21 protein-coding genes are annotated in these 25,788 nt (G+C 71.4%); 6 read left to right on the top strand and 15 right to left on the bottom strand.

Going from position 1 to position 25,788, the window contains the following annotated elements:
* Positions 1 to 173: 173 nt before the first annotated feature.
* Positions 174 to 791, bottom strand: a complete 618-nt coding sequence (locus R4P08_RS10600; RefSeq protein WP_317813784.1) for a malonic semialdehyde reductase — start codon at positions 789 to 791, stop codon at positions 174 to 176.
* A gap of 255 nt (positions 792 to 1,046) precedes the next feature.
* Here R4P08_RS10600 and R4P08_RS10605 point away from each other — a divergent pair, with 255 nt between their 5' ends.
* Together R4P08_RS10605 and R4P08_RS10610 are read left to right on the top strand one after the other, a co-directional pair.
* Entirely contained in the window at positions 1,047 to 1,895 is an 849-nt protein-coding gene (locus tag R4P08_RS10605; protein WP_317813785.1) for a hypothetical protein, read from the top strand.
* A gap of 117 nt (positions 1,896 to 2,012) precedes the next feature.
* Complete coding sequence (locus tag R4P08_RS10610) at positions 2,013 to 2,804, top strand: ROK family protein (RefSeq protein ID WP_317813787.1); 792 nt, start codon at positions 2,013 to 2,015, stop codon at positions 2,802 to 2,804.
* 11 nt (positions 2,805 to 2,815) lie between these two features.
* Here R4P08_RS10610 and R4P08_RS10615 read toward each other — a convergent pair whose 3' ends face one another.
* Positions 2,816 to 6,142 carry a DEAD/DEAH box helicase gene (locus tag R4P08_RS10615; RefSeq protein ID WP_317813788.1) on the bottom strand — a complete coding sequence of 1,109 codons (3,327 nt, stop codon included), beginning with the start codon at positions 6,140 to 6,142 and terminating at the stop codon, positions 2,816 to 2,818.
* Positions 6,143 to 6,238: 96 nt separating this feature from the next.
* On the opposite strand from R4P08_RS10615, the gene R4P08_RS10620 reads away from it, so the two are divergent.
* Both R4P08_RS10620 and R4P08_RS10625 read left to right on the top strand, forming a co-directional pair.
* Entirely contained in the window at positions 6,239 to 6,586 is a 348-nt protein-coding gene (locus tag R4P08_RS10620; protein ID WP_317813789.1) for a metalloregulator ArsR/SmtB family transcription factor, read from the top strand.
* 48 nt (positions 6,587 to 6,634) lie between these two features.
* Positions 6,635 to 7,618, top strand: a complete 984-nt coding sequence (locus R4P08_RS10625) for an SRPBCC family protein (protein WP_317813790.1) — start codon at positions 6,635 to 6,637, stop codon at positions 7,616 to 7,618.
* A 17-nt stretch (positions 7,619 to 7,635) separates the two neighbouring features.
* Here R4P08_RS10625 and R4P08_RS10630 read toward each other — a convergent pair whose 3' ends face one another.
* The gene (locus R4P08_RS10630) at positions 7,636 to 8,673 is read right to left on the bottom strand and encodes a DUF368 domain-containing protein (protein WP_317813791.1); all 1,038 of its coding nucleotides are present in this window, start codon (positions 8,671 to 8,673) and stop codon (positions 7,636 to 7,638) included.
* Positions 8,674 to 8,861: 188 nt separating this feature from the next.
* On the opposite strand from R4P08_RS10630, the gene R4P08_RS10635 reads away from it, so the two are divergent.
* Together R4P08_RS10635 and R4P08_RS10640 are read left to right on the top strand one after the other, a co-directional pair.
* Positions 8,862 to 9,572, top strand: coding sequence for a hypothetical protein (locus R4P08_RS10635; RefSeq protein ID WP_317813792.1), 711 nt, complete (start codon positions 8,862 to 8,864; stop codon positions 9,570 to 9,572).
* Positions 9,573 to 9,672: 100 nt separating this feature from the next.
* A complete protein-coding gene (locus tag R4P08_RS10640) occupies positions 9,673 to 10,977 on the top strand; it encodes an FAD-binding oxidoreductase (RefSeq protein ID WP_317813793.1) in 1,305 nt (434 codons plus the stop codon).
* A gap of 26 nt (positions 10,978 to 11,003) precedes the next feature.
* Here R4P08_RS10640 and R4P08_RS10645 read toward each other — a convergent pair whose 3' ends face one another.
* The 12 genes from R4P08_RS10645 to R4P08_RS10700 form a co-directional block, all read right to left on the bottom strand.
* Positions 11,004 to 12,119 carry a hypothetical protein gene (locus R4P08_RS10645; RefSeq protein ID WP_317813795.1) on the bottom strand — a complete coding sequence of 372 codons (1,116 nt, stop codon included), beginning with the start codon at positions 12,117 to 12,119 and terminating at the stop codon, positions 11,004 to 11,006.
* The gene (locus tag R4P08_RS10650) at positions 12,116 to 13,015 is read right to left on the bottom strand and encodes a carbon-nitrogen hydrolase family protein (RefSeq protein ID WP_317813796.1); all 900 of its coding nucleotides are present in this window, start codon (positions 13,013 to 13,015) and stop codon (positions 12,116 to 12,118) included. The genes R4P08_RS10645 and R4P08_RS10650 overlap by 4 nt, the downstream gene beginning before the upstream one ends.
* A gap of 48 nt (positions 13,016 to 13,063) precedes the next feature.
* Entirely contained in the window at positions 13,064 to 14,374 is a 1,311-nt protein-coding gene (locus R4P08_RS10655; RefSeq protein ID WP_317813797.1) for a heparan-alpha-glucosaminide N-acetyltransferase domain-containing protein, read from the bottom strand.
* A gap of 9 nt (positions 14,375 to 14,383) precedes the next feature.
* Positions 14,384 to 17,065 (bottom strand): AMP-binding protein, encoded by a 2,682-nt coding sequence (locus R4P08_RS10660; protein WP_317813798.1) that lies wholly within the window; start codon positions 17,063 to 17,065, stop codon positions 14,384 to 14,386.
* A 12-nt stretch (positions 17,066 to 17,077) separates the two neighbouring features.
* The gene (locus tag R4P08_RS10665; RefSeq protein WP_317813828.1) at positions 17,078 to 18,193 is read right to left on the bottom strand and encodes an ABC transporter ATP-binding protein; all 1,116 of its coding nucleotides are present in this window, start codon (positions 18,191 to 18,193) and stop codon (positions 17,078 to 17,080) included.
* Positions 18,194 to 18,198: 5 nt separating this feature from the next.
* Positions 18,199 to 19,725, bottom strand: coding sequence for an iron ABC transporter permease (locus tag R4P08_RS10670; protein ID WP_317813829.1), 1,527 nt, complete (start codon positions 19,723 to 19,725; stop codon positions 18,199 to 18,201).
* 13 nt (positions 19,726 to 19,738) lie between these two features.
* Entirely contained in the window at positions 19,739 to 20,761 is a 1,023-nt protein-coding gene (locus tag R4P08_RS10675) for an iron ABC transporter substrate-binding protein (RefSeq protein WP_317813799.1), read from the bottom strand.
* A gap of 113 nt (positions 20,762 to 20,874) precedes the next feature.
* A complete protein-coding gene (locus tag R4P08_RS10680) occupies positions 20,875 to 21,300 on the bottom strand; it encodes a heat shock protein transcriptional repressor HspR (RefSeq protein ID WP_317813800.1) in 426 nt (141 codons plus the stop codon).
* The gene (dnaJ, locus tag R4P08_RS10685; RefSeq protein ID WP_317813801.1) at positions 21,297 to 22,487 is read right to left on the bottom strand and encodes a molecular chaperone DnaJ; all 1,191 of its coding nucleotides are present in this window, start codon (positions 22,485 to 22,487) and stop codon (positions 21,297 to 21,299) included. The genes R4P08_RS10680 and dnaJ overlap by 4 nt, the downstream gene beginning before the upstream one ends.
* Positions 22,488 to 22,598: 111 nt before the next feature.
* A complete protein-coding gene (grpE, locus tag R4P08_RS10690) occupies positions 22,599 to 23,252 on the bottom strand; it encodes a nucleotide exchange factor GrpE (protein WP_317813802.1) in 654 nt (217 codons plus the stop codon).
* Positions 23,249 to 25,102, bottom strand: a complete 1,854-nt coding sequence (gene dnaK, locus R4P08_RS10695) for a molecular chaperone DnaK (protein WP_317813803.1) — start codon at positions 25,100 to 25,102, stop codon at positions 23,249 to 23,251. Before dnaK ends, grpE begins: the two co-directional genes overlap by 4 nt.
* 276 nt (positions 25,103 to 25,378) lie before the next feature.
* A partial coding sequence (locus R4P08_RS10700; protein WP_317813804.1) for an IS30 family transposase occupies positions 25,379 to 25,788 on the bottom strand: 410 nt, incomplete at its 5' end.

Genomic DNA, 25,788 nt, shown 5'->3' on the forward strand with positions numbered 1-25,788 from the left:
GACCGTGGTGAGGCCGGACAATAGATGTAACCCCTTACGGGTTGAGTCTATTCCGCTCAAGTTGTGCGAGGCCGATCCGGGCGGGGCGGCCGCCCCGAACGACGCCTGCCTCCCCCGCGGCGGCGGGGGAGGCAGGCGGGGTCGCGCTTATGGAGTTGTGTCAGAACGGCAGGTCAGAGCGTCTCGACGACCTCGTCGAACTCGAGCCGCGGAAGCCTGTCGAACCAGGCGTTCTCGGCCGGCTTGCCGATGTTGATCGCGACGAGCACGCGGTGGCGGCCGTCCGGGAAGAACTCCTCGGCGATCGCCGCCGCGTCGAAGCCGGTCATCGGGCCCGCGGCCAGGCCGGCGGCGCGGATACCGAGGATGGCGTAGCCGATCTGCAGCCCGGTGTTGAGCTCCGCGGTGCTGGCCCGCGCAGCCTCGTCACCGGCGAACAGGTCGCGGGCACCCGGGAAGTGGGGGAAGAGCTTGGGCAGCTCGTCGTGGAAGTCCACGTCGGCGGCGAACAGGGCCACGGCCGGAGCAGCAGCGGTCTTGGCCTGGTTCCCCTCGGCGAGGAGCGGCACCAGCCGGGCCTTGGCCTCCTCCGAGCGGAGGACGACCACTCGCAGCGGCTGGATGTTCATCGAGGTCGGAGCCCACTTGACCAGGTCGAAGATCGCGCGGATCTGCTCGTCGGTCACCGGCTCGTCAGTAAAGGCGTTGGCACTCCGTGCCTCGCGGAAGAGCAGGTTCTGGGCCTGCTCGTCGAGCTGCAGCAGGATGTCGTTCTCGATAGATGTGGTCATGTCCACTACTAACGTCCCCGGCAGTCGAGGCATACCGTCCCCCACTGTGATCCTCGACACAGGCCTAGAGGAGATGACCAGAGTGGGCGGCAGGTGACCCCTTGGGCGCCGCCGTCATATGAGTAGTCTCTTATCCGACTGGGCGGTCCGCTCCGCGCTGACCGTCACCCGTGAACCCCAGGCAGGCACCGTGACCGAGCTGTCCGTTCTTTTCCACGTACCGCCGGTAGCCAGTGCCGTCCGACTCGGAGCCTCGTGAACCAGAACTCGTATCGACGCGCCGCCCCATCGGTCGTCACCTTCCTCGTCTACCTCGTGGCGCTCGCCGTGCCCGTGGTCCTCAGCCTGGCGATCGTCGGCTCCTCTCCATTTCTTCTGGACAAGGTCGTCCCCGAGCAGCACCGGGACACTGTCGCCGCGTTCAGCGCCGGCGCGGCGAGACTGTCCGGTCAGGCGGGTGGCCTCTCCCTGTCGACGGGGGACGCCGGTCTGACCCGGAACGCGCCCCCGGGCGCACCGGTGCCCCACCAGGGACAGTGGTCGCCGCGACGCTTCGACGACTACTCGCCGCCGGCGGGGTTGGTCCCCGGAGTCGACTTCGCAGTAGAGATCACCGACGACGTCTACATCCCGCACTGGCCCTGCGAGCACGACATCCCCGTGTGGTCATTCGATGCGCCACCGGGCAGCGGGACGGATCTGGTCTGGGCGGTCGAGACGCTCGCGTCCGCCAGTGGATTGCCCCTCCGGTACGCCGGACCCGGTTCCCGGGACAACAGGGAGAGCGAAGGCGCCATCTCCGTGAACTACGGAGACCATCCGATGTTCGACGACCCGGAGATCGCGGGTGTCGGTGGCCCCACCATCTGGCCCGAGGGCCTGATCCGGCACGGGTCCGTCACGCTCCGGCCGGACCAGATCAACCCGGTTCCAGGCGACCCGTGGACCCGCGCACTGACGATGCACGAGCTCATGCACGCGGTGGGAATCGACCACGCGGTCGAGCACCGGCCTGAGATCATGGCGGAGAGGCCGGGGTCGTACCCCCAGCTGACCCTCGGTTACGGCGATCGGTTCGCGCTCCACCTCGTCGGATGCGACTGAGTCGGGCGCGATCGGGTCGTCACCCGGACGGGGTCGACCTGACCCCCGGGAACACCTGGCGCTCCGCCGCCCCCGGATCTTCGCCACAATGGACCTTGTGGAGCGAGAGGTGGGGCAATGAGGAACGGCGTCGTCGTGGATATCGGCGGTAGTGGCACCCGGATCGGCGCGGTGATCGACGGCAAGGTCGTGGGTGTCCACGGGGTCGAGGTGGCCACCGCCGACGATCTCGCCTCGGCGATCCTCGCCGTCGACCCCTCCCCCGCCGGCGTGGGGGTCTCGATCAACGGCCGCATCGACGCCGACCGGGGTCGCGTGGAGGCCTCCCGGGCCGCGGCGTGGGCGGAGGGTGGACTCCGCACCGAACTGTTGGGCCTGCTCGACACCCCGGTCTCGGTGATCGGCGACGGAGACGCCCACGCGCTCGCCCTGACCCGGCTCCCCGACGTCGAGTACGGCGGGATCGCCATCTCCCTCGGCGCCTCCCTGGGCTTCGGCGCCCTCAACCATCACGGCGCGCTCATCCACCCGTGCGGCCACACCGGCTGGGACCTGGGGCACTGGCGGCTGGTGGGCGACGGCGCCAACACCGAGGCCTGGTGGGCGCTCGGCGGGCACGGCCTGTACGACCTCGAGCGCGAACACGGCGACGGCGCCGCCGAGATCTACGCCTACCGGCTCGGGTCCTTCCTCGTGGACACCGTGCAGCTGTTCCGGCCCCGGACGGTCCTGCTCACCGGCGGGATCGTCGCGGGCCTCGGCGAGGCACTGCACGGCCCGGTGGCGGAGCAGCTGCAGTCGCTCCCGATCTCGGTCTCGGTCCCCCGCGTCGTGTACTCGCCCTCCCGGGACACCGCCCTCTTCGGGGCGGCCGTCGCGGCCGGGCTGGCGCTCGCCGAGCCCGCCTGACGACATCACCGCTAGTCGAACAACCCCCGCAGGTCGTCGGCCGTGAGCGCGGCCGAGAAGTGCTCGCCGCTGTCCAGTACCGAGGCAAAGAGCTGGGCCTTGCGGTGTTGCAGCTCCACGACCCGCTCCTCGATGGTGTCGCGGGCGACCATCCGGTAGACCAGCACGGGCCGGGTCTGCCCGATGCGGTGGGCCCGGTCCACGGCCTGGGCCTCGGTGGCCGGGTTCCACCACGGGTCCAGCAGGAAGACGTAGTCGGCGCCCACCAGGTTCAGGCCCACGCCGCCGGCCTTGAGGCTCAGGCAGAACACCTGGGCGCCGCCTTCCGTGAACTCGCCGACCGCGCCGGCCCGGTCGGTGGTCTTGCCGTCCAGGTGAGCGACCGTGATGCCCTCCGCGCGCAGCCTGTCGACCACCGTGTCGAGGTAGGTGGTGAACTGGCTGAACACGAGCGCCCGGTGCCCCTCGGCCACGACCTCACGCAACGAGGTGATGAGCTCGTCGGTCTTGGCCGACGGGATCGATGCGTGCGCGGGGTCGACCAGCGACGGGTCCAGACACAGTCGGCGGAGCACCGTGAGCCCGGCGAGGATGGTGATGCGGTTGGAGTCGAAGTCGTCGAGCAGCGCCAGCAGCGACGCCCGCTGCCGCGCCAGTTCACGCTCGTAGACCCGCCGGTGCGCGGCCGAGAGTTCGACCTCCATCACCGCATCGGTCCGCGGGGGCAGCTCGCTCGCCACCAGTTCCTTGCGGCGCCGCAGCAGGAACGGCCGCAGTCGGCGGCGCAGCCGATGCAACGCCTCGGCGTCGCCGTGCTTCTCGATGGGCGTGCGGAACAGGGTCCGGAACTCCTTGGCGTCGGGCAGCACCCCGCGGCAGGACAGGGCCGCGACCGCCCACAGCTCTGTGAGGTTGTTCTCCATGGGCGTGCCGGTGACGGCCAGGAGGAAATCCGCCCGCAGACCGGCGAGGGCCGCGAACAGCTTGGACGTGGGGTTCTTGGCCTGCTGCGCCTCATCCAGGATCACCCCGGCCCACTCGATTCCCGCATACGCCCCGGCGTCCAGCCGCAGGACGGTCGCGGAGGTCACCACGATGTCGTGGGCGGCGGCGTCCTCGGCCACCGTGGTGACCGACTTGGACTGCGTCGACGACCGCCGCGCCACGCGCAGCGAGGGCACGAACCTCCGGGCCTCGGCCTCCCAGTTGGGCACGACCGACGAGGGCGCCACCACCAGGAACGGCCCCGGCGGGGAGCCGGCGGTCTCGTGCACGTGCGCGATCAGCGCGAGTGACTGGACCGTTTTGCCCAGACCCATGTCATCGGCCAGGATCCCGCCGATCCGGTGCCGCCACAGCATCGCCAGCCAGTCCAACCCCTGCTGCTGATACGGCCGCAGTTCGGCCTGCAACGCGGCCGGGACCGGGACAGGCTCGGGGGTGTCCGAGGCCAGCTCGAGCAGGGCCGCGGCCCGCCCGGTGGGCGGCGCGAGATCGTCGGCCAGCTCGGCCAGGTCCGACCACAACCCGGCCTGCCCCAGTCCGATCCGGATGTCGCCCCCGCCCGCGGCCTGCCCGGCCCGCGCGGTCGAGGCCGCGAGCGCCTCGTCGAGCAGGGTGCGCAGCTCACCGAAGCGCTCGAGGTCCACGGGAACCAGCACACCGTCGTCGGTGACGAACTCCGCCTGCCCGCTCACCACCGCCCGGAACACGGTCGCGAACGGCACCGGGCGCCCCTCGACGGTCACGCCCACCGACAGTCCCAGCCAGTCGATCCCGGACCGGTCGTCCTCGGCCGCCACCCTGATCCGCGGCCCCTCGCTCGCGCGGCGGATCTCCGGGACCCCGTCGCGCACGGTCACCCGGACGCCGTCGAGAGCACGCAGGTCCGCCACCCCGTCGGCCAGCAGCACCGCGGCGTCGTGGCCGGTCACCCGCATGGGCGCGGCCTCTATCACCCACCCCCAGTCGGTCGCCTCGACCCGCGCCGCGAGGTCGAGCGAATCCGGGTCCGCCGTGATCGGTCCGGCGTCGCCCAGGTCCAGGACGGTCAGGGGCCGGCGCCGCACGGTCTCGGTGCCGTCGCTCATCCGCAGCACGTCGAGCCGGTACCACTCCACGACGAGGTCCGGCCCGCCCGCGGAGTCGGGGCCCGCGTAGCGGCGGATGACGAGTTCGAACTCGACGCGGTCCGGCTCCGGCAGCTCCAGCCGACCGACGCGATCGACCACCGGGAAGGCGTCGACCAACCCCGGGAGGAACTCGCCGCAGAACTCCGGCACGGCCTCGTCCGGGATGGTCAGCTGCTGCCAGCCGCGCAGACCGCGGGCCACCCCGGGGTCGAGCCGGCCGACCGGGCTCAGCTCCAGCACCCTGTCCCGGACCACCGCGACCAGGTCCCCGCGCTCCCCCACGAGAGCGCCCGGCAGCGGGCTGCTGAGCTCCTCGTCGTCGTCGGGCATCGTTCGGTCGCCGTCCGAGTCCGGCAGCAACTCCGCCGCGGCGGTCACCACCACGTCCCGGCCGTCGGGCGACCACGCCGTGAGGCCCACGCGGCGGGGCGGCCCGGGCCGGACGTCGTGCAGGCCGTCATCGGGGACGATCTCGACCTCGGCCTCCGCCGCCGTGGAGATGAGCGGCCACAGTGCGGGGACCTCGGCGTCGCACAGGTCCAGCCAGACCCTGGCCTGGCGGCGGCTGCGGGCCAGGGCGTCCATGGCGCGGAACCAGCTGGTCTGCGCGGCGGTCATCTCCCCGTTCCAGCCGTAGCGCAGCCGGTCCCATTCCACGCCCGCCGACTTCCACCGCCCGCCCCGGCCCGGGACCACGATCCGCGCGCGGAGCCGGTTGCCGAGCCCCGGACGGAGCCCACCGGCCCAGTCGTCGTCCACGTCCTCGTCCGCGACCACCGACAACTGCAGTCCGTAGACCTCGGACTCCCGCTGTGGGGGCTCGGACCCCAGCCCGTGCAGCGCCTCCTCGACCCGCTGCCGCCACTCGGGCACGGGTTCCGCGCCGGCGTCCACCCCGCTGCTCGGCTCGGCGCCCGCGTAGAGCATGAGCGCGGCGGCGTGCTTGCACCGCAGCGCCACGGGGCAGGTGCACGTGCTGAGCTTGGGCCGGGACCAGCCGCTCGGATCGGGGTGTCCGAAGGAGACCTCCGTCTGGTACCAGCGGCTGCCACTGCCCTTGACCTGGGCCGACAACGTCCGCGACGTCGGGTTGTAGCTCACGTCCCGGATAGCGTCCGCAGTGGCGTATCCGCGGGAACGACCCAGCGCCGCGGACCCCACGAACCGCTGGACCTCGGACTCGGGGACCCACACGCTCGACCGCACGCACCCAGGGTAGGGGCGACCCCCGACATCACGGCGGACGAGGTGGTCCGGGAAAACCCTTGACCGCTCCCACGCAGCGGACTAACGTACAACCAAATGGTTTCATATCACACTCCCGAGGTGGACCTCAGTGACGACGACGTGGACCGGCTCTTCCGAGCTCTGGCCGACGCCACCCGCCGCGACATCGTCCGCCGCACACTCACCGACGAGTTCTCCATCTCCACACTCGCAGGCCACTACGACATGTCGTTCGCGGCCGTCCGCAAGCACGTCAACGTCCTGGAGGAGGCCGGCCTGGTGACCCATCACCGCCGCGGGCGCGAACGCCGCATCCGGGGCAACCCCGAGGCGATCCGCCGGGCCCAGAGGATGCTCGACGGCTACGAGAACATCTGGCGCGGCCGCATCGACCGGCTCGACGCGCTCCTCCGCGAGAACTGATCCGAGAACACCCCACCAGGAGAAACACGCTAGAGAAAGAGGCGCATCATGCCTGTGACATCAGTAGACAAGGACCTCGAGAAGTTGACGATGACCATCGTCGCCGACTTCCCCGTGCCGGTCCGCCGACTCTGGGACGCGTACGTGGACCCGCGGCAACTCGAGAAGTTCTGGGGGCCGGTGGAGTGGCCGGCCACGTTCACCCGGCACGACGTCTTCCCCGGGGGCCGGTCCGAGTACTACATGACCGGCCCGGACGGCAGCCGCGCCGGCGGGTACTGGGAGTTCCTGTCCGTGGACGAGGGCGCGTCCTTCGAGGTCCTCGACGGATTCACCGGTGCCGACGGCACCCCGGATCCCGACATGCCGACCATGCGCGCGGTGTTCGAGTTCGAGGAGTCCGGGTCCGGCTCGCGACTGCGGACCGCGACGTACTTCAACAGCCTCGACGAGCTCGAGCAGCTCCTGACGATGGGCATCGAAGAGGGCACCCGCTCCGCGATGTCCCAGATCGACGACGTCCTGGCCGACCTGACCTCCTTTGCCGCAGACCGCGCGACCGAGGCACAACTCCTCAGCGACACGCAGGTCCGGTTCAGCCGGGTCCTGCGCGGAACGCCCCAGCAGGTCTGGGACGCCCACCACGATCCCGAGCTGCTGCGCCGGTGGAACCACGGCCCGGACGGCTGGTCGCTGGTCGGCTGCGACCTCGCCTCGGCGCCGGGTGAGACCAACCGCTTCGTCTGGGCCCCGGACGAGGGCACCGACGGCGAGAGCTTCGCCCTCTCCGGCGAGCTCCTCTCGACCGATCCGCCGCACCGGGAGGTCTTCACCGAGACGATGGAGGGCGCCGACGCACCGCCCACGCACAACGTGCAGACCCTGACCCCGGTCGAGGGCGGGACGCTGATGTCGTTGGTCGTGACGTACGACAGCCTCGAGCTGCGCGACCTCATCCTCGGGACCGGCATGGTCTACGGAATGGAGGCGGGCTACAAGCGGCTGGAGTCCGAGGTCCTGACCCGCTCGTGAGAGGGGCCGCGGGCCGCCTAGAGCTGACGCTCGACGGGTGAGTCCTGGGGGTCGGTGGTGTCGGACCTGTCCGCGAACACCCGCTCGAGCACCAGCACCAGGATCACCACCACCACGCCGGCGGCCACCGCGGCCAGGACCACGGGCCAGTCCGATCCGGGGGCGAGGACGTCCGCCTCCTCGGTCTGCCACGGCCACAGTGCGCGCAGCGAGCCGAGCATCAGACCGGCCATCGCCACCAGGGTGGGCTTGCGGAAATCCTCGAGCAGGCGATCGAGGACCTTGACGAACAACGAGATCCCGACCAGAGCGCCGAGCGCGAACACCCCGAGGTAGGCGAAGTTCCGGTCCTCGACCGCGCCGAGGGTCGGCGCGTACAGCCCCATCGCGAGCAACAGGTAGGAGCCCGACACCCCGGGCAGGACGAGGGCGCAGATGGCCACCGCGGCGGCCACGAACACCAGCAGATAGGAGGGATCGCTGATCGTCCCGCTCGGGAGACCCGACAGTCCGAACGCGAACGCCGCACCGGCCACGAAGATCAGCCCCAGCACCCACGTCCGCCCACCGCGGGTCGCCCTTGCCATCCCCAGCGGGACGGCGATGCTCGCCGCGACCATACCGAGGAACAGCCCCCGGGCGATCTCGGGGCTGCCCTCGACAAAGCCCTTCATGACACCGGCCATGGTGAAGACCATCGCGAGCATGCCCACCGCGAGCGGCAGCAGGAGCCACCAGTCCACGTGCCGGAAGGCGGCGGCGGTGCGCGCGCGTCGATCCGAACCCAGGACGGCCGACCGCACGCCGTCCACCACGTGCGCTCCGCTGTCCAGCAGTCGCGGATACACGCCGGTGACCAGGGCCACGGTGCCGCCGGACACGCCGGGGACCAGTTCGGCCATGCCGATCAGGCCTCCGCGGACGACGTTGGCCAACGCCTGGACCGGGCCCGGACGTGCGGGGACGGGTGACCGGGGGTCGAGGTCGGCGTCCGCGACAGGGTCGCGATGGGGCGGTTCGGGAGCGGACGAGGGCCGTGATGACTCGACAGACATCCCTCCACCTTCCCCGACGACCCACCCGTGCGCCCAGTCGCGACTCGCCGGGGGCCGCACGCTGCGCCCGACCCGTCCACTCGGAGCCGACTAAACTCCGGGGCCGACTAGAATCCCAGAGCAGTGGCGTACCGCGATCCGGCCGCGCCGTCCGTGGGTACGGCCAGTACGGGAAAGGGGGACGCGTCATGCCGATGCACTACCCCCCGCTCGGCGACGGGACCTACCGCGTCGGCGACCCGCCCCGCCCGCTGCCCTCCCCGGTTCCCGGGCCCGACCCCGCCAGCAGCACGAACGGCCACGCACACGGGCCCTACCACGAGCCCGGCCCGCCCCTGCCCGACGACCGATCCGGCCACGGCCCCCTGCCCGGCGACGCCCCCGGGGAGAAGCGCCCGGGCGGCGCCCTGGCGGCTGCGGCGATCGTCGGGGTGCTGGGCCTCGTCGTCGTCGTGGTCCTGGGTCTCGCGTTGTTCGGCCCGGGCTCCGGCACCGGACCCGGAACCACCGACGCTGGGCGGGGGGCGCTGCTCCCCCAGGCCGGATCGGCGCCCGACCGGTCCCCGGGGGCGTCGTTCAGCGTCGAGGGTCGCTTCACGGTCGTGGCCTCCCCAGGCGAGCCCGTCTCCGGCGACGGCGCCGGCTGCGCGCTCCCCGTCAGCCTCTCCGACCTCGGGGAGGGCACGGAGATCACGATCTCCGAGGGCGCCTTCGCCACCATCGGTTCCGCCACCCTCGCCTACGACGGCGGCGACCTGTCCTCCTGCACCTTCACGTTCGACTTCGCCGATGTCCCCGCGGGCTCCTCCTTCTACCTGATCGAGATCCCCGGCCGCGGGCAGCTCACCTACACCGAGGACGAACTCCGCGCCGGGGTCGACATCACCCTCGGCCGATGAGCGGCCGGACGCGGATAGGCTGAGGACTGGACCCGGCGAGAGCCTCGCGCCAGGCGCGGGACCACGACATGTGACGACGACGAGACGGGAGGCGCGTGTGGTGAGCAGCGGCCCCGGACCGGATCGTGCGGATGACCCGTTCGGCCGGTCCGACATGGAACGCATGGTCGGGGACATCGATCTGGGGCCGTACCTCGGGCGACCCGTCGACCCGTTGGCGGAGCCGCTCGCACGACCCGTCGTAGTGGACCCGCAGACCCCGCCCCTGCTGGCGCTGCGCGACCTCCTCGCCGACCCGCGGTTCCCCGGCCTGTTCCAGCGCGCCCTCCGCGCGGCCGACCCGGACTTCCGCGAGCTGTTCCCCCGCGACGCCACCGGGGTGCTCAGCCAGTTCGTCCGGGCGATGACCTGGGCGTTCGAGACCGTGGAGAACTCCGGCGGCGATCGCGCGCAGGTCGACGAGGTGGTGGAGTTCGCCCGGCACCTGGGCGCCGACCACCGCAAGCTCGAGCTCTCCGGCCGGCATCACACGCGCTTCGGCGAGGCGCTGGTCGACACCCTGCGTCACCTTGCCGGGCGCGGCTGGGACGACCGGCTGGCCACGACCATCGACACCGCGTACCGGGTGATGTCGGCCGCGCTGCAGGAGGGCTCGGCCGCGGGTCAGGGTCCCGCGCGCATCGGTGCGACCGTGGTCGATGTGCTGCGCCCGACCCGCGACGTGGTGGTGGTCCGGTTGATCTCCGACGTAATGCTCGACTACCACCCGGGCCAATACCTCAGCGTCCTCACCCCGTACACCGCCGGCGTGTGGCGACGGCTGAGTCCGTCGATCCCGGCCAACCCCGCGTGTCAGATCGAGTTCCACGTCCGCGACGTCCCCGGCGGAGCGCTCAGCGGGTCCCTGGTCCGCGGCGTCGGCGTGGGCGACCGGTGGGTGCTGGCCAGGCCGCTCGGGCTCCTCGAGGTGGACCGCACCGAGCCCTTCCGCGACGTGTTGATGGCGGCCGGCGGCACCGGCATCGCGCCGCTGCGCTGCCTGATCCTGGACATGATGCGCCACGGCTTCAACCCGCGCGTGCACCTGTTCTACGGCGCGCGTCACCCCGGTGACCTCTACGACCTGCCGACGCTGGTCGACCTCGCCTCCACCGCGCCGTGGCTCACCATCCAGCCGGTCTCCGAGGAGGACGTCGACCCGTGGTGGGCCGGACCCCGGCAGGACCTGCCGCGGACCCTGCACCGCCGGCAGACCGGGACGCTGGTCGACGTGGTCACCGGCTGGGGTGCATGGGCGGATCGGCAGGTGCTGTTGTCCGGCTCCCCCGAGATGCTGCGGGCAACCGTCCGCGGCATGGTGGCGGCCGGCACCCCGCGGGAGAACATCAGCTACGACCGGCCCTGAGGGCTGTGGCGAGCTCGGTCGTGAACTCAGGCAGTGCCGGCGGCGGCGTCCGGGCCGTCTGCAGCGGCCGCCGCGCTCTCGTCCGAGTCGGCCTCCTCGTCGGCCCCGCCGTCCGGGCCCTCCGCCGCCGGCGAGGTCTCGTCATCCGTCGGCAGGGTGCTGGGGGTCGACGCGGGGCTCGCGGGGCTGGTCGACGTGGTGGTCGATGATCTGGTCGACGAGGTGGTCGGGCTGGCGCTCGCGCTGGTGGTCGGGCTGGTGGTCGGCACCTCGCAGGGCTGGAAGACGCGTCGGAACTGATCCGGCACGCCCAGCTGCTCGAGCTGCTCCCGGCACACGTCAGACGACGGTTCGGCCAGGAACTCCCACGTGTCGTCTCGCCAGGAGAGCAACGCGAGCTCGCCACCCGCGCGGCTGACCAGCAGGAACCGCCCGTCGCACTCGCGCACAGTGGTGCTACTGCCTAGCTCGTCCGCCACGAATCCCGGGGCGCAGCGCTCGGCCACGCCGGGCGGGCGGGTCGTGGTGGGCGGCGTGGACCTCGGGGTGGTCCGCGGGGTCGAGGTCTGCGTGGAGGTGGTGGTCGTGGGCGCGGCAGCCACGGGTTCGCTGTCGTTGCCGGTCGCCGACACCAGCCACACGATCAACCCGGCCACCAGCACCACGGCCAGCAATACCGCGACGATCATCCACGGCGTCGAGTTCCCGCCGCGATCGTCGTCGCCCCAGCCGCCGTCACCGCCACCGTCATCCGGCGGCGGGACGTCGCCCGGCGGCGGGACCTGCGGCTGGGCCGGCCCCGGCGACGGGACGCCGCTGGTCGGGTAGCCCCCGGTGGGCACCCCGGCCGCCGGTCCGGCAGGGGTGCCGTCCCATCCGCGGGTCGCGGCCGGATCATCGGGGTACTGCGACCATGCGGTGCTGGTGCTCCCGGCCTTGACGGGCGGGAGGTTCTGGGTCGGCGGGTCGGCGGGCGGGAGGTTCTGGGTCGGCGGATCCGCAGGCGGGAGGTTCTGGGTCGGTGGGTCGGCGGTCGGATCGACCGCCGGGGTCGGCTCGGTGGGCGCGTCGCCGCCGGACGCCGCGGGCGAGCCGGTCCCCGCAGCTCCGTCGTCGTCGCGCGGCCCGGTGGGCCCGGTCACCGCCCCGCCTCCTCGGCCGGCTCCGCGCCCGGCTCTTCGGTGACCCTGCCGTTGGCCAGCACCGGGATCACCTTCCGGATGTCGGTCACCTCGTCGTCGTCGATCTCGACCAACACCAACCCCGCGCCGGCGCCCGCCTCCTCGCGCACGGTCCCGTCCGGTCCCACGAGCAGCGAGTGGCCGACGCCGGTCGGGGCACCGCGCTTGACCTCCACGCCCTCGACCTCGGGATCGGCCTGGCCGACCGCGACCAGGAAGGTGGTGGCGTCGAGTGCGCGAGCGCGGGCCAGCAGACGCCACTGGTCGACCTTGCCGGGACCCGACCCCCACGAGGCGCTGCAGAGCGTGACGCGCGCCCCGGCGGCGGCGAGCGCGCGGAACTGACCGGGGAAGCGGATGTCGTAGCAGACGCTCAGCCCGATACCCACGCCATCGACGGTCACTACGATTGTCGAGTCCCCGGGCTCGACGGTGTCGGACTCGGCGAAACCGAACGCATCGAACAGGTGGATCTTGTTGTAGCCCAGGTGGAGATCCTCACCGTTGCGCCCGTCGCCGCGCTCGCCACCGGCGGCCTCGCCATCCGCGCTCGCGCCGGCCGGGCCCGTGACCAGGAGGGTGTTGCGGACGCGGCCGCCCTCACCGGGCGTGAACATTCCGACGACGACGACAACCCCGTGCTCCCGGGCGACGTCAGCGACTGCGGTCGCCCAGGGGCCGTCGAGTGGTTCAGCGATCTCGTCCAGGCGCCCGGCACCGAAGGCGCGCATGGTGGCTTCGGGGAACACCACCATCCGGGCCCCCCGGGTGGCGGCCTCGGCCACCGACTCGCGGACCCGCCGCAGGTTGTCGGCAGGGTCGCGTCCGGACAGGATCTGGGCTGCGGCAATGCGCACGGCGGTGCTCCTCGGGGCTCGTGGTCGGGCTCGGGGTCCCCTCCGACGCTACCGCTGCCAGGTGACCGGGGGGCTCTCCGCTGTCACCTTGGCCACCGCACGCGAGAGCAACTCTTCGGCCGGGCCCCTGGCATGACGCCGTCGCCACAGCGTGGCGAGCGCCGGGAACAGGATGATCGAGGCCACCAGGAGGGCCCACTTGGCGAGGGTGGTCTCCACCAGCCAGGACATGAGCAACTCCATGGCCCGCTCGTGCTCGGGCCCGTCAGTGACCTGCGTGCTCAGGAGCAGTTCCATGAACTCGGCCTTCTGCCAGAAGAACAGCTTGGCCACGACGGCCGCGGTCAGCACGTGGAGGATGTAGATGGTCAGTGGCATCGCCCCCGCCGCGCGCAGCGGGCCGGTGAGCCTGAGGACCCGTCCGTTGCGGCAGGCGATCAGGCACGCGCCCAACACCGCCAGCGCCACGCCGAGCGAACCGATCAGGTCGAGCAGGCCACCGGAGTGCGCTTCCGGCGACAGCAGGATGTACTGCCAGTCCGAGGTGGGGGTCGCGATCTCCACCATGCCCAGGTCCATCACGTCGGGCTGCGGTCGCCCCGTGGCGAACTCTTCGATCCCCGGCAATGAGACGTGTGTCCAGATCCGGGAGACGACCGCGCCCAGGGCGTACGCGCCGAGAGCCATCGCGGCGCCGACGGCCACCATCCTGCGCTGCACGGCGGGCTCGGCCAACCCCATCCGCATCACGGCCATGCCGGCCAACCCGTACCCGACCCAGATGAAGAGCGGGTACATGCCGCCGATGAACACCCGGACGATGATCCCGTTGGGCTCCCACAGCGTCGTGGGCACCAGCTCGGCCACCATGACCGAGGCGTTGCCCAGCAGCATCGACCCGGCGGCCAGGACGAGCAGACGGCGCGGGCTCGCCCGTACCACCAGCGCCAGCGCCACGAAGACGAACCCGTACACGGTCAGGACCACGGCGATCGCGTACTGCAGCTCCTCCAGGACGATCCCGATTCCGGCGATCACCACTCCACGGGCGAACAGGTTGAGCCGCAGGCGCGGGACCTCCGCCCCTCCGAGGGAGAGGGGCCTGCGGGAGACGATCGCCACGGACACACCCGCGAGCAGACCGAAGAGGGCGGCCGAGCGGCCGTCGAAGACCGCGGCCCAGGCCCCCGGATTGAGCACCGACGCGGGCTGGGTGATGTCGAAGGAGTCGTTGACCCACAGGTGCGCGGTCATCATGCCGATGATCGCCAGGAACCGGGCGAGGTCTATCCCGTCGATGCGGGTCCGCTGTGGCCCCGCAGCGCGTTCGTCCGCCGCGGTCACTTCACGTGTCGTCATAAAGAAACACTAAAGGACGGGAGTGGTCCGACCCCCATCGCGATCGCTACGCCGGCGCGTCACCACTCCGAGAATCGACCGCTGGGCGCGGATGAGTCGACCCGGCCACCGGCGGCCCACCTGTACCGCCCGCTCCCACCCCCACCACAACGCCACGCCCACGGCGAGCGAGGCCCCCAACGCGAGCCAGGGGTGACCGGCGTCGCGGATCGGCGGGTAGACCAGGAAATGGGTGAGGTAGATGAACAGCGACGCCGCGGCGAGCGGGGCGAGAACGCGGACGAACGGACGCGGCAACCTGACGGCGGGCACCCACGTGAGCACCACCAGACCGCCCAGGATCACCGCCTCCCGTCCCGGGTCGCCGAACCACCCGGGGACGCACGCCAGGGCGACCACCGTGCAGATGACCCTCGACCACAGGGCGCGGCTGCGCGCGATAGCCCACCCGAGGCCGAACAGCCACAGCACGGCCGGGGCCGAGTACCAGACCTGCGGGCCGCCGCCGAGGTCGATGAGCCGGAACCGCACGGTGAGCCCGACCGCGACGAACACCGCGGGCAACAGCAGCGGGAACCGGCGATCGAGTCGGGTGACGGCCGGGATCGCCATGAGCGCGGCCACCCCGAGCAGCGCGTACACCGCCGCCTCGATGAACCACATCTGCCACGGGTTCCACCACCGGTCCGCCCACCACGAGCGGGGACCCACGAGGTTGGTGGCCAGCAACGGCGAATACCAGTGATAACGCGAGGTGAACGGCGTGACCACGGCCAGCCACAGGACCGCCGGGACCGCGATCCGGCCCGCGGTGCGCAGGACACCCCGGGACCGCTCGCGAGGGCTCCGCGCATGGAGCCGGAACCGAGCCAACGAGTGCCCGACGAGCGCGACCAGGACATGGGCCCCGCCGAGGATCGCGAACGCGCGTGAATGGGTGCCGACGATGGCGACGATGAACAGGGCCCGCAGCAGCACCGACGTGTCGACCCGCGCCCAATCGCGCCACAGGACCCGCTCGGTCCAACCGGGCGCGGCCGACCGGGCGAGGCCGTCGAGCTCCGCGAGTGGACGCAGATGCCAGTCCACCGGCAGTCCCGACACCAACTCCTCGAGACGGGTGGAGAGCACCACGTAGGTGAGGGAGTCACCGCCGAGGTCGACGAAGCACGCGGCCGGATCGGGGTGCACGCCCAGCGCGCGGGCGACCATCCCGCTCGGGAGATCGGCAGGGTCGGTGGCTCCCGGAGCAGCACTGCCCGCGCGAGCTCCCGCACGGGTGTCCGCGCGAGAGTCCGGGCCGGTCGCCACCAGGTCGCGCAGCGCCGCGTGGTCGACCTTGCCCGCGGGGGTGCGGGGCGGATCGGCCACGACGAGCACGCTGATCGTCGACACCGGGAGCCCCCCGGCCTCCGCGGCCTCGGCGGCCACCGCCTCCGCAGCTCCTGCCACCCGCGTCACCACCACGAGTCGGTCGGCCTCCCCCACGCACCACGCCTCGATACCGTGGTCGGCCAGCACGGCCTCGACGCGGCCCAGGTCGATGCGGTGCCCGAAGATCTTGGCCTCGCGGCCCAACCGTCCGACGATCTCCACCAGACCGTCGTCCGCGATCCGCGCCAGGTCACCGGTCCGGAGCTCGCTCAGTTCCGGGCCCCTGGCCAGATCGGCGGACTCGCCGGCATATCCCATCATGATATTCAGACCGGTGTAGACCAGCTCGCCCTCCGCCGACCCCTCGGGAGCGTCGACCCGGAACGCGCCACCGGGGATCGCCACCCCCACCGCCCCGGGTCGGGTCCGCGCGAGGTGTGGCGGCAGGTATCCCATCCGGGCCGTGGCCTCGGTCTGCCCGTACATCACCACGAGTTCCGCGCCCCTGGATTCGAGGCGCTCGGCGAGCCGGCGGACCGCGGCGGGGGCCAACCGACCGCCGGCCTGCGTGAGGTACCTCAACTTCTCGAGCCGGTCGAGCTGCTCCAGGCCCGCGCGCTCCATGAGTTCGACGGTGTGCGGGACCGCGGCGAACGTAGTCACCCCGTGGTCGGCGGCCCGGTCCCAGAATCGCGGGTTGGACACCGAATCCGCGTTGAGCACGATCGACGCGCCCACGAGGAGATGACTGTGCAGGACCGAGAGTCCGTAACAGTAGTGCGGGGGCAGCGTGGTGATGGCGCGGTCCGCCTCGGTGATGTGCAGGTAGTCGGCGATGGACCGGGCGTTGGCCAGCACCGCGTCCCGCGACAACCTCACGAGCTTGGGAGCGCCGGTGGATCCTGACGTACTGAGCAGCAGCGTCAGCTCGTCGTGGAACCCGTGCCGAGGTGCAGCCGCGTGCGCGGACCCGGCGACCTGCTCACCGTCACCCAGCACGAGGTCGGGCGACCACGCGGCCACCAGACTCCGCGTTGCCGCACTCTCCGGCGGCAGCAACAGCACGACGTGCCCCGCCTCGAGGGCCGCCAGGTAATCCAGCACGAACGCCGCGGAGTTGGCCGCCACCAGTCCGATCATCCGGCGACCGGTGGCCACGGCCGGGAGCTCCGCCGCACGGTCTGCCACGCGGCGGGCGAGCTGCGCGTAGGAGAACTCCTCGTGGTCAGTCACCACGGCGATCGCTCCACCGCGTGCGGCGAGCGCGGGAACGAGACCGAGCGGCACCCGCGCCCGCTGCACCTGACTGATCGTCACGGCAGCAGTGTATTAGGGAAACCTACCCTTGGAAAACTCGCCGGCCGCGGCGACCGGGGGGTGGTCGATGCGCGTGCACCGGCCCTCGCCCACCACCGAAACCCTCACCTCGTCGTCGACCTCTGGTGCGTCCTGGGGTCGGCAGCGCGCGACCACCGTCCGCGCGCCCTCCACCAGACCGTCCACCGTGACCTCACACCGCACCGCCGAGCCGAGGAACCGGGCCTCGCGGACCACGCCCCGCGCACCGACCGCGCCGGCGGCGCCCAACACCACCTGCTCGGTCCGGACGGTGAGCGACACCGGGCCGTCCACGGCGGCGCCCGCGAGCCGGACCGGCCCGAGGTCCGTCTGCACCAGTCCGTCACGGGCGTCACCGGCCAGCCGGACGACCTCCCCGAAGAACTCCGCCGTGGCGTCGTCCGAGGGGCGCAGATACACCTCGCGCGGGCTGTCGACCTGGACGAACCTGCCGTCCCGCATCACGGCCACGCGATCGGCGAACGACAGCGCCTCCTCGTGGTCATGGGTCACCAACAACGCGGTCACCCCGCCGGCGCGCAGGATCCCCGCCACCGCCGATCGGATCTCGCCGCGCAGACCGGCGTCGAGCGCGGAGAACGACTCGTCGAGCAGGACGGCGCGCGGAGACTGCGCCAGGGCCCGCGCCAGGGCCACGCGCTGTTGCTGGCCGCCGGAGAGCTGGTCGGGCCGCAACCGCGCCATCTCCGGATCGAGCGAGACACGCTCGAGCAGCCCGTCGATCCGGTCCCGGGTGCGCTCGCGCCGCGCGAGCCCGAAGCCCACGTTGCCGCCCACGGTCAGGTGCGGGAACAACGCGCCGTCCTGGGGGACGTAACCGATCCGTCGGTGATGGGCGGGGACCGGGCGTCCCGCGCCGGTGAGCTCGCGTCCGCCCAGACGGACGGTGCCGGCGTCGGGCCGGTCGAACCCGGCCAGGATCCGCAGCAGGGTGGTCTTGCCGCAACCCGACGGTCCGACCACCGCCACTGATCCGCCGGTGGGGACGTCGAGGTCGAGACCGTGGAGGACCCGCCGTCCGCCGAACGACTTGGCCAGGCCGCTCACCGTGAGCGCGCCGTGCCCCGCCGACCGGGTCACCGGCATCCCGGTCACCGGCCGACCGCCGCGGTCTGGCGCAACAGCAGGTACGTCATGGGAGCGGACATCACGATCATGATCATGGCGAACGGCGCCGCCGCGGCATAGTCCAGGTCCAGGCCGAGTGACCAGAACCGGGTCGCCAGCGTGCTGGTCCCCGCGGGCGAGAGCAGCAGGGTGGCGGTGAGTTCGTTGACCACCGCCAGGAACACGAGCGCGAACGCGGCGACGAACGACGGGAGCATGCGTCGCAGCGTCACCACCGTGATCGCCACCGCCGGTGGGCGGCCGAGCGCCCGCGCCGCCTCCTCGAGCCGCTCCGGCGCCTGCGCCAGTCCCGCCCGGAGCGTCACCACCGCGCGCGGGATGAACAGCAACACGTAGGCGACCAGCACGAGCACCACGGTCTGGTAGATGTGCGGCAGCACCCGCACTGACACAACGGTCAGCGCGAGCGCCACCACGATCCCCGGCAGCGCACTCGCCACGTAGTTGCCTGCCTCCATCACCCGCGCGAGCCGGCCGGGATGACGGATCGTCAACCAGGCGACCGGCAACGCGAGCACCACGCACCCGGCCGCCCCGTAGAGGCCGTAGCCGACCGACTGTCCGAAGGCCTCTGCCAGTTGCGGGTCGGCCCACGCCTCCGCGCCGCCGACCACCAGCCACCGGGTCACCACGCCCAGAGGCACACCGAGGGAGACGACGACGACGACGAAGGAGACGCCCAGCGCGGGCAGCTTCCAGGCGCCCAGCCGCACGAGGTCGGGACGCCGGGCCGCTCCGGCGCCGAGCCGGGCGTACCGGGCCCGGCCGCGCGCGCCGGCCTCCATCACGAGCATGAGCAGACAGAGCAGGACCAGCACCCCGGCGAGCATCCCGCCCGCCTCGGAGTCGAAGGTCGACTGGTACTGCTCGACGATCGCGGTGGTGAACGTGTCGAACCTGATCATCGAGAACGCACCGTACTCCGCCAACAGGTGCAACCCCACGAGCAGCGCCCCGCCGAGGACCGCCAGACGGAGCTGGGGCACCACCACGCGGGTCGCGACCCGCCACGTGGACAACCCCATGGACCGGGCGACCTCCTCCTCCGCCGGATCGATCCATCGGAAGGTCGCGGCCGCGGGCAGGTACACCAGCGGGAAGTACGCGGAGACGGCGATGAGCGCGCCACCGGAGAGCCCGCCGATCGACGGGATCACGCCCAGCCAGGCGTAGCTGGTGACGAACGCCGGAACGGCGAGCGGCGCGGCGAAGAGCACTCCCCACAGCCGGCGACCCGGCAGGTCCGTCCGCTCGACCAGCCATGCGACCGCCACCCCGATCACCACGGTGAGCGGGACCGTCACCGCGACCAGCGCGAGCGTGGATCCCAGGAGACGCAGCACCCGCTCGCGGAACACCATCTCGGCGGCACGGGCGATCCCGAGGTCGGCCGTGAGCCAGACGATGTAGCCGATGGGCAGGAGGAACAGGGCGGTCAACGCCGAGACGACCGCGAGGAGGAGTAGCGGCGGCCGCCGGGCCGCGACCATGGTCACCCGCGCGTCACGCGAGTCCGACCGAGGTGAGCAGCGCGGTCACCGCCGGCCCGTTGAGCGACGCCGGGTCCAGGTCCGGAGCGTCGAGCTCCTCGAGCGGGACCAGCTCGGCGTTCGCGCCGACCCCTGAGGCCACGGGATACTCGTAGGACGAGTCCCGGAGGATCTCCTGACCCTTCGTAGAGGTGACGAATGCGAGGAACTGCTGCGCCTCGTCGGCGTGCGGTGCGTTCTCCAGCACGCCGCCGCCGGAGAGGGAGACGAACGACTCCGGTCCCTTGTTGCGGAAGTAGTGCTGCGCTACGTTCTGGGAGGACTCCCCGGTTCCGGCCCGGTCGCCGAAGAAGTAGTAGTGGTAGATCACGCCGCCGTCGAGTTCGCCGGAGTTGACCGCGGCGAGGATCGGCTTGTTGCCCTTGTACGTGGTGAACGACCCGTCGGGCTTCCGGAGCGACTCGAGCCACTCCCGCGTCGCCTGCTCGCCCGACATCTCGAGCACGGCGGAGACGATGGCCCGGAAGTCCGCTCCCGCCGGCGCCGCGCCCCACCTGCCCTTCCACCGGTCCCCCGACAGGTCGGCGAACGAGGCGGGCAGGTCCTGCTCGGCCACGAGGTCCGTGTTGTAGACGAACACGGTGGACCGGGCGGCGATACCCACCCAGTCGCCGGTGGACGGTCGGTACTCCGGCGGGACCTGGGCGGTGGCCTCCTCGCCGACCGGGGCGAGGAGCCCCTTCTCCGAGACCATGGTGATGGCCGGCGAGTTCTCCGTGAGGTACACGTCCGCCTTCGACGAGTCCCCCTCTGCCACCAGCTGGTTCCCCAGATCGAAGTCGCTCCCGTTGCGCAGGTCCACCTCGATGCCGGTCTCGGCGGTGAAGGCCTCGGCCCATTCCCGGGTCAGCGTCTCGTGTTGGGCGTTGTAGACGACCAGAGCGTCCTGATCCCCCCCGGACAGTCCGCATGCCGAGACCGACAGCGTGAGCACCGCGGCGAGAGCGGCGGCGAGCGGGCGGGAGAGGAGCGTCACGGGGCGGCCTTCCGGAGGACTGTCACGGCCCTGAAAACCTACATCAGTGGTTAGCCTTGCCTCAATCCTCCGGTGGTTAGCCCTGCCCCAATCCTCGGACCCGGCGGGGCCGCTCAGCCGGACTGGTCGCGTTGGTGGCGGGGACGCCACACCACCACGGACGTCGATCGCGGCACGTGGACCAGCTCACCGGATCGCCCGGGCGCACCCGCCCGACGCCTGAGCTCGGAGACATCGTCGACCAGCTCGGTCACCCGACTGCGCAGGGCGTCGACCTGATTGGTCAGCTCGATGATCCGCTTGATGCCGGCGAGGTTGACGCCCTCGTCCTGGCTGAGTCGCTGTACCTCGCGGAGCAGGGCCACGTCGCGGAGCGAGTAGCGGCGGCCGCCGCCGGTGGTGCGTTCGGGCGTCACGATCCCCAGCCGGTCGTACGTCCGCAGGGTCTGGGCGTGCAGTCCGGACAGCTCTGCGGCCACGGAGATCACCAGGACGCTGTCGTCGGGGCCGAGGTCCCCCACGTCCCGCCGGGGGCTCATGCCGACCCGGCCCAGCCCGACCGTGGATCGAAGCCGGCCGCGCGCAGCGCCTCGTCATAGGCGACGAGCTCGGCGTCGGCCACCCCGGCAGGCGGCGTGGCCACCCGGAGCGTGACCTTCAGGTCCCCGGTCCCGGACTTGCGGGCGATCCCCCGGCCCCGGACCCGCAGGATCTGGCCGTCACGGGACCCGGCGGGGACCTTGACGGTCACCCGCCCGGTGAGCGTGGGCACCGATACCTGGGCGCCGCGGACGAGCTCGGGGTAGGAGATGGGCAGGTCCACCAGCAGATCGGCGCCGTCGCGGTCGAACACGGCGTCCTTCTGCACGGTGACGGTCACGTAGAGGTCGCCCGAGGGGGCGCCGCGGAACCCGGCCTGGCCCTGACCCGAGAGCCGGATGCGCTGCCCGTCCTGGACGCCGGCCGGGACCTTGACGTTGATGGTGCGGGCGCGGTCGGTGACGCCACTGCCCGAGCAGTCGCCACACGGGTCGTCGATCTTCGAGCCGGTGCCACCGCAGTCGGTGCACGGCTCGGCGAAGCCGAACGCGCCCTGGGTGCGCTGCACGACTCCGGCACCGTGACAGGTCCCGCACACCTTGGGGCTCGTCCCCGGTCGGGCTCCGCTGCCGTGACAGGTCAGGCACGGTGAGGCCGACGAGAGTTTGATCTGCACGGTCTCACCGAGCGCGGCCTCGCGGAACGTGAGCGTCAGCGCGGTCTCGACGTCCTGCCCGCCGCTCGGGCGCTGGGCCCGGCCGCGGCCCGGGGCCTCTCCCCCGCCGCGGCCCTGGTTGAACAACCCGCCGAACAGGTCGGAGAAGCCCCCGGCCCCGCCGGCTCCCGCGGCGCCACCGGCTCCGCCGAAGAGATCGTTGATGTCGAAGTCGCTGCCGGACGTGGTGTACCTGCTGCCGCCGGGGGATGCGAAGCCGCCGAAGCCGCCCGAGGAGACCTGCGCGCGGAACTCGTCGTACTCCTTGCGCCGCGCAGGGTCGCCCACGACGTCGTTGGCCTCGCTGATCCGCTTGAACTTCTCCTCGGCTGCCTTGTTGCCCGGGTTCTTGTCCGGGTGGTTCGCGTTCGCGAGCTTGCGGTACGCCTTGCGGATCTCGTCGTGGGTGGCGGACTTGGAGACGCCCAGTTCGGCGTAGTAGTCCTTCTCGACCCATTCGCGCTGACTCACCAGACGCCTCCTCTCTTCTTTCGTTGCTATTGCCTGACCTCGCCCGCCGGTGTGCGGGTGCGCCCGCCTACGCGATCGCACCCGCACAACCTCGCGGTCACGCCCGCGGGGTCAGCGGACGCTGACCATCGCCGTCCGCAGTGTCCGCTCGCCGTGGCGGTACCCCTTACGCAGGACCGTTCCCAGTACCGGCTCGGCACCCTCGGACTCATCCTGCACGGCCTCGTGCACAGCCGGGTCGAACGCGTCGCCTTCCTCGCCGAACGACTCGACTCCCTGGGAGGCCAGGATCGCGTGGACCTTGTCGGCGAAGACCTTGAGCGGCCCCTCCTCCAGGTCCCCGTGCGCCCGCGCCCGCTCCAGGTCGTCGACGATCGTCAGGAGCTCGGTCAGGACGGAGCCCTTGGCGGTGTCGATGATGGCCTGGCGGTCCCGCTCGACGCGGCGGCGATAGTTGGCGAACTCCGCCGAGACCCGCTGGAGGTCCGCGGTCCGCTCGGCGAGCTGCGCCTGCAGCTCCGACGTCGCGCCGCCGGCAGCCCCACCGTCGGTGGCGCCCCCGATCGGCTGCTCGACGCCGTCGTCGGCGGCCGTGCCGTCGCCACCGACCTCGGTGCCCACGACCTCGCCCTCCACGACGTCACCTTCCACAACGTCACCTTCCACGGTCCCGGCCTCGACATCCACGGCCGCCTGTTCGGCGTCCGTATCGGCGCCGGCCCAGGCCGCCTTGTCAGCGGCGTCGCTGGCCTCGGGCCGAGTCACTTGGACTCACCCTTCGCGTCATCCTCGTCCACGACCTCGGCGTCCACGACGTCGTCGTCAGCCGAACCGGCGGACGCGCCGTCGCCGGCCTCGGCACCCTCGGCCGCAGCGGCCTCGTAGAGCGACTGCCCGACGGCCTGGGCCTCGGTGTTGACCTTCTCCACGGCGGCCTTGATGGCGTCGACGTCCGAGCCCTCGAGCGCGGTCTTGGCGTCGGCGATCGCGGCCTGGAGGGACTCCTTCTTGTCCGCGGGGATCTTGTCCTCGTTCTCCGAGACGAACTTCTCCGTCTGGTAGACCGTGGACTCGGCCTGGTTGCGGGCGTCGGCCTCCTCGCGGCGCTTGTGGTCCTCGTCCGCGTGGGCCTCGGCGTCCTTGATCATCTGGTCGATCTCTTCCTTGGACAGGCCGGAGCCGTCCTGGATGACGATCGTGTTCTCCTTGCCCGTGCCCTTGTCCTTGGCGGTCACGTGGACGATGCCGTTCGCGTCGATGTCGAAGGTGACCTCGACCTGCGGCACCCCGCGCGGCGCGGGGGCGATCCCGGCGAGCTCGAACGAGCCGAGCAGCTTGTTCTGCGCTGCCATCTCGCGCTCACCCTGGAACACCTGGATCTGCACGGACGGCTGGTTGTCGTCGGCCGTGGTGAAGGTCTCCGAGCGCTTGGTGGGGATGGTGGTGTTGCGCTCGATGAGCTTGGTCATCACGCCACCCTTGGTCTCGATGCCCAGCGACAGCGGGGTCACGTCGAGCAGGAGCACGTCCTTGACCTCGCCACGGAGCACGCCGGCCTGCAGCGCGGCGCCCACGGCCACGACCTCGTCCGGGTTGACGCCCTTGTTGGGCTCCTTGCCGCCGGTGAGCTCCTTGACCAGGTCGGTCACGGCCGGCATGCGGGTCGAACCGCCGACCAGGACCACGTGGTCGATGGTCGAGACCGAGACGCCCGCGTCCTTGATGACGGCCTGGAACGGCTTGCGGCAGCGGTCGAGCAGGTCCTGGGTGATCTTCTGGAACTCGGCGCGGGTGAGCGTCTCGTCCAGGAACAGCGGGTTCTTGTCCGCGTCGACCGTGATGTACGGCAGGTTGATCGAGGTGGACTGTCCGCTGGAGAGCTCGATCTTGGCCTTCTCGGCGGCCTCACGCAGGCGCTGCAGCGCCATCTTGTCCTTGGTGAGGTCGATGCCGTTCTGTGCCTTGAACTTGTCGACCAGCCACTCCACTACCCGCTGGTCCCAGTCGTCGCCGCCGAGGTGGTTGTCGCCCGAGGTCGCGCGGACCTCCACGACGCCGTCGCCGATGTCGAGCAGGGAGACGTCGAAGGTACCGCCACCGAGGTCGAAGACCAGGATGGTCTGCTCCTTGTCGCCCTTGTCCAGTCCGTAGGCCAGGGCGGCCGCAGTGGGCTCGTTGACGATCCGCAGGACGTTGAGCCCGGCGATCTGGCCGGCGTCCTTGGTGGCCTGACGCTGGGCGTCGTTGAAGTAGGCCGGCACGGTCACGACGGCGTCCGTCACTTCCTCACCGAGGTAGGACTCCGCGTCTCGCTTGAGCTTCTGCAGCGTGCGCGCGCTGATCTCCTGGGGGCTGTAGTTCTTGTCGTCGATCGACGCCGACTTCCAGTCCGTGCCGATGTGGCGCTTGACCGAGCGGATGGTGCGGTCGACGTTGGTGACCGCCTGGTTCTTGGCGGGCTGGCCCACCAGGACCTCGCCGTTCTTGGCAAAGGCGACCACCGAGGGGGTCGTGCGCGACCCTTCCGCGTTGGCGATCACGTTGGCCTCGCCGCCCTCGAGGACGGCGACGCAAGAGTTGGTGGTTCCGAGGTCGATACCGACTGCACGTCCCATGATGTACTCCTTCTCTCCGCAGCATTGACGCGCGGATGGGGTGGGGAAAAATCCTGTTGTTAAGCAGACCCGGCTCAAGGCTGGGCTCTCCTGACCCACTGTGCCTGCCAGCGGGACCCGGGGTCAACCTGACTTGAGCCTTGGCCACTGAGGTTTGACGTCCTTTACAACTACCGACCGGTCGGATCCATTCCCCGGGTGAGCCGGATCACAGCAAGACCTGAGCGCACCCCACGCAACAAGAAGAGCGTTCCGCACACTCGCCTCTCGGCGGTCTCAGGTGGCTAGCGCAACACCGTCGATTAGTTCGGTCATCTTCGCATGGGGACTGTGGAAGCCATGGATGGCTCGGGGGCGGATATTGAGGAGCCGTTCGGTCTCGGTGAGTTCGTCGTCGCTGAGGGTGTTGAAGTCCGTGCCCTTGGGGTAGAAGTCCCGGATCAGACCGTTCATGTTCTCGTTGGAGCCGCGCTGCCACGGTGAGTGCGGGTCGCAGAAGTAGATCGGGCAGCCGGTGGCGACGGTGAACTTGGCGTGCCCTGCCATCTCGGTGCCCTGGTCCCAGGTGATCGTGGTGACCAGCCGGGAGGGCAGGGCCGCGATCATCTCGGTGAGCACGTCGTTGACCGTGGCACTGTCCCGGCACCCGGGCAGTCGGCCGATCAGCACGTAGCGGGTGTGCCGTT

Origin of the sequence: Rhodococcus sp. IEGM 1408 (assembly GCF_033142235.1) — a bacterium.
Classification (GTDB): domain Bacteria; phylum Actinomycetota; class Actinomycetes; order Mycobacteriales; family Mycobacteriaceae; genus Dietzia.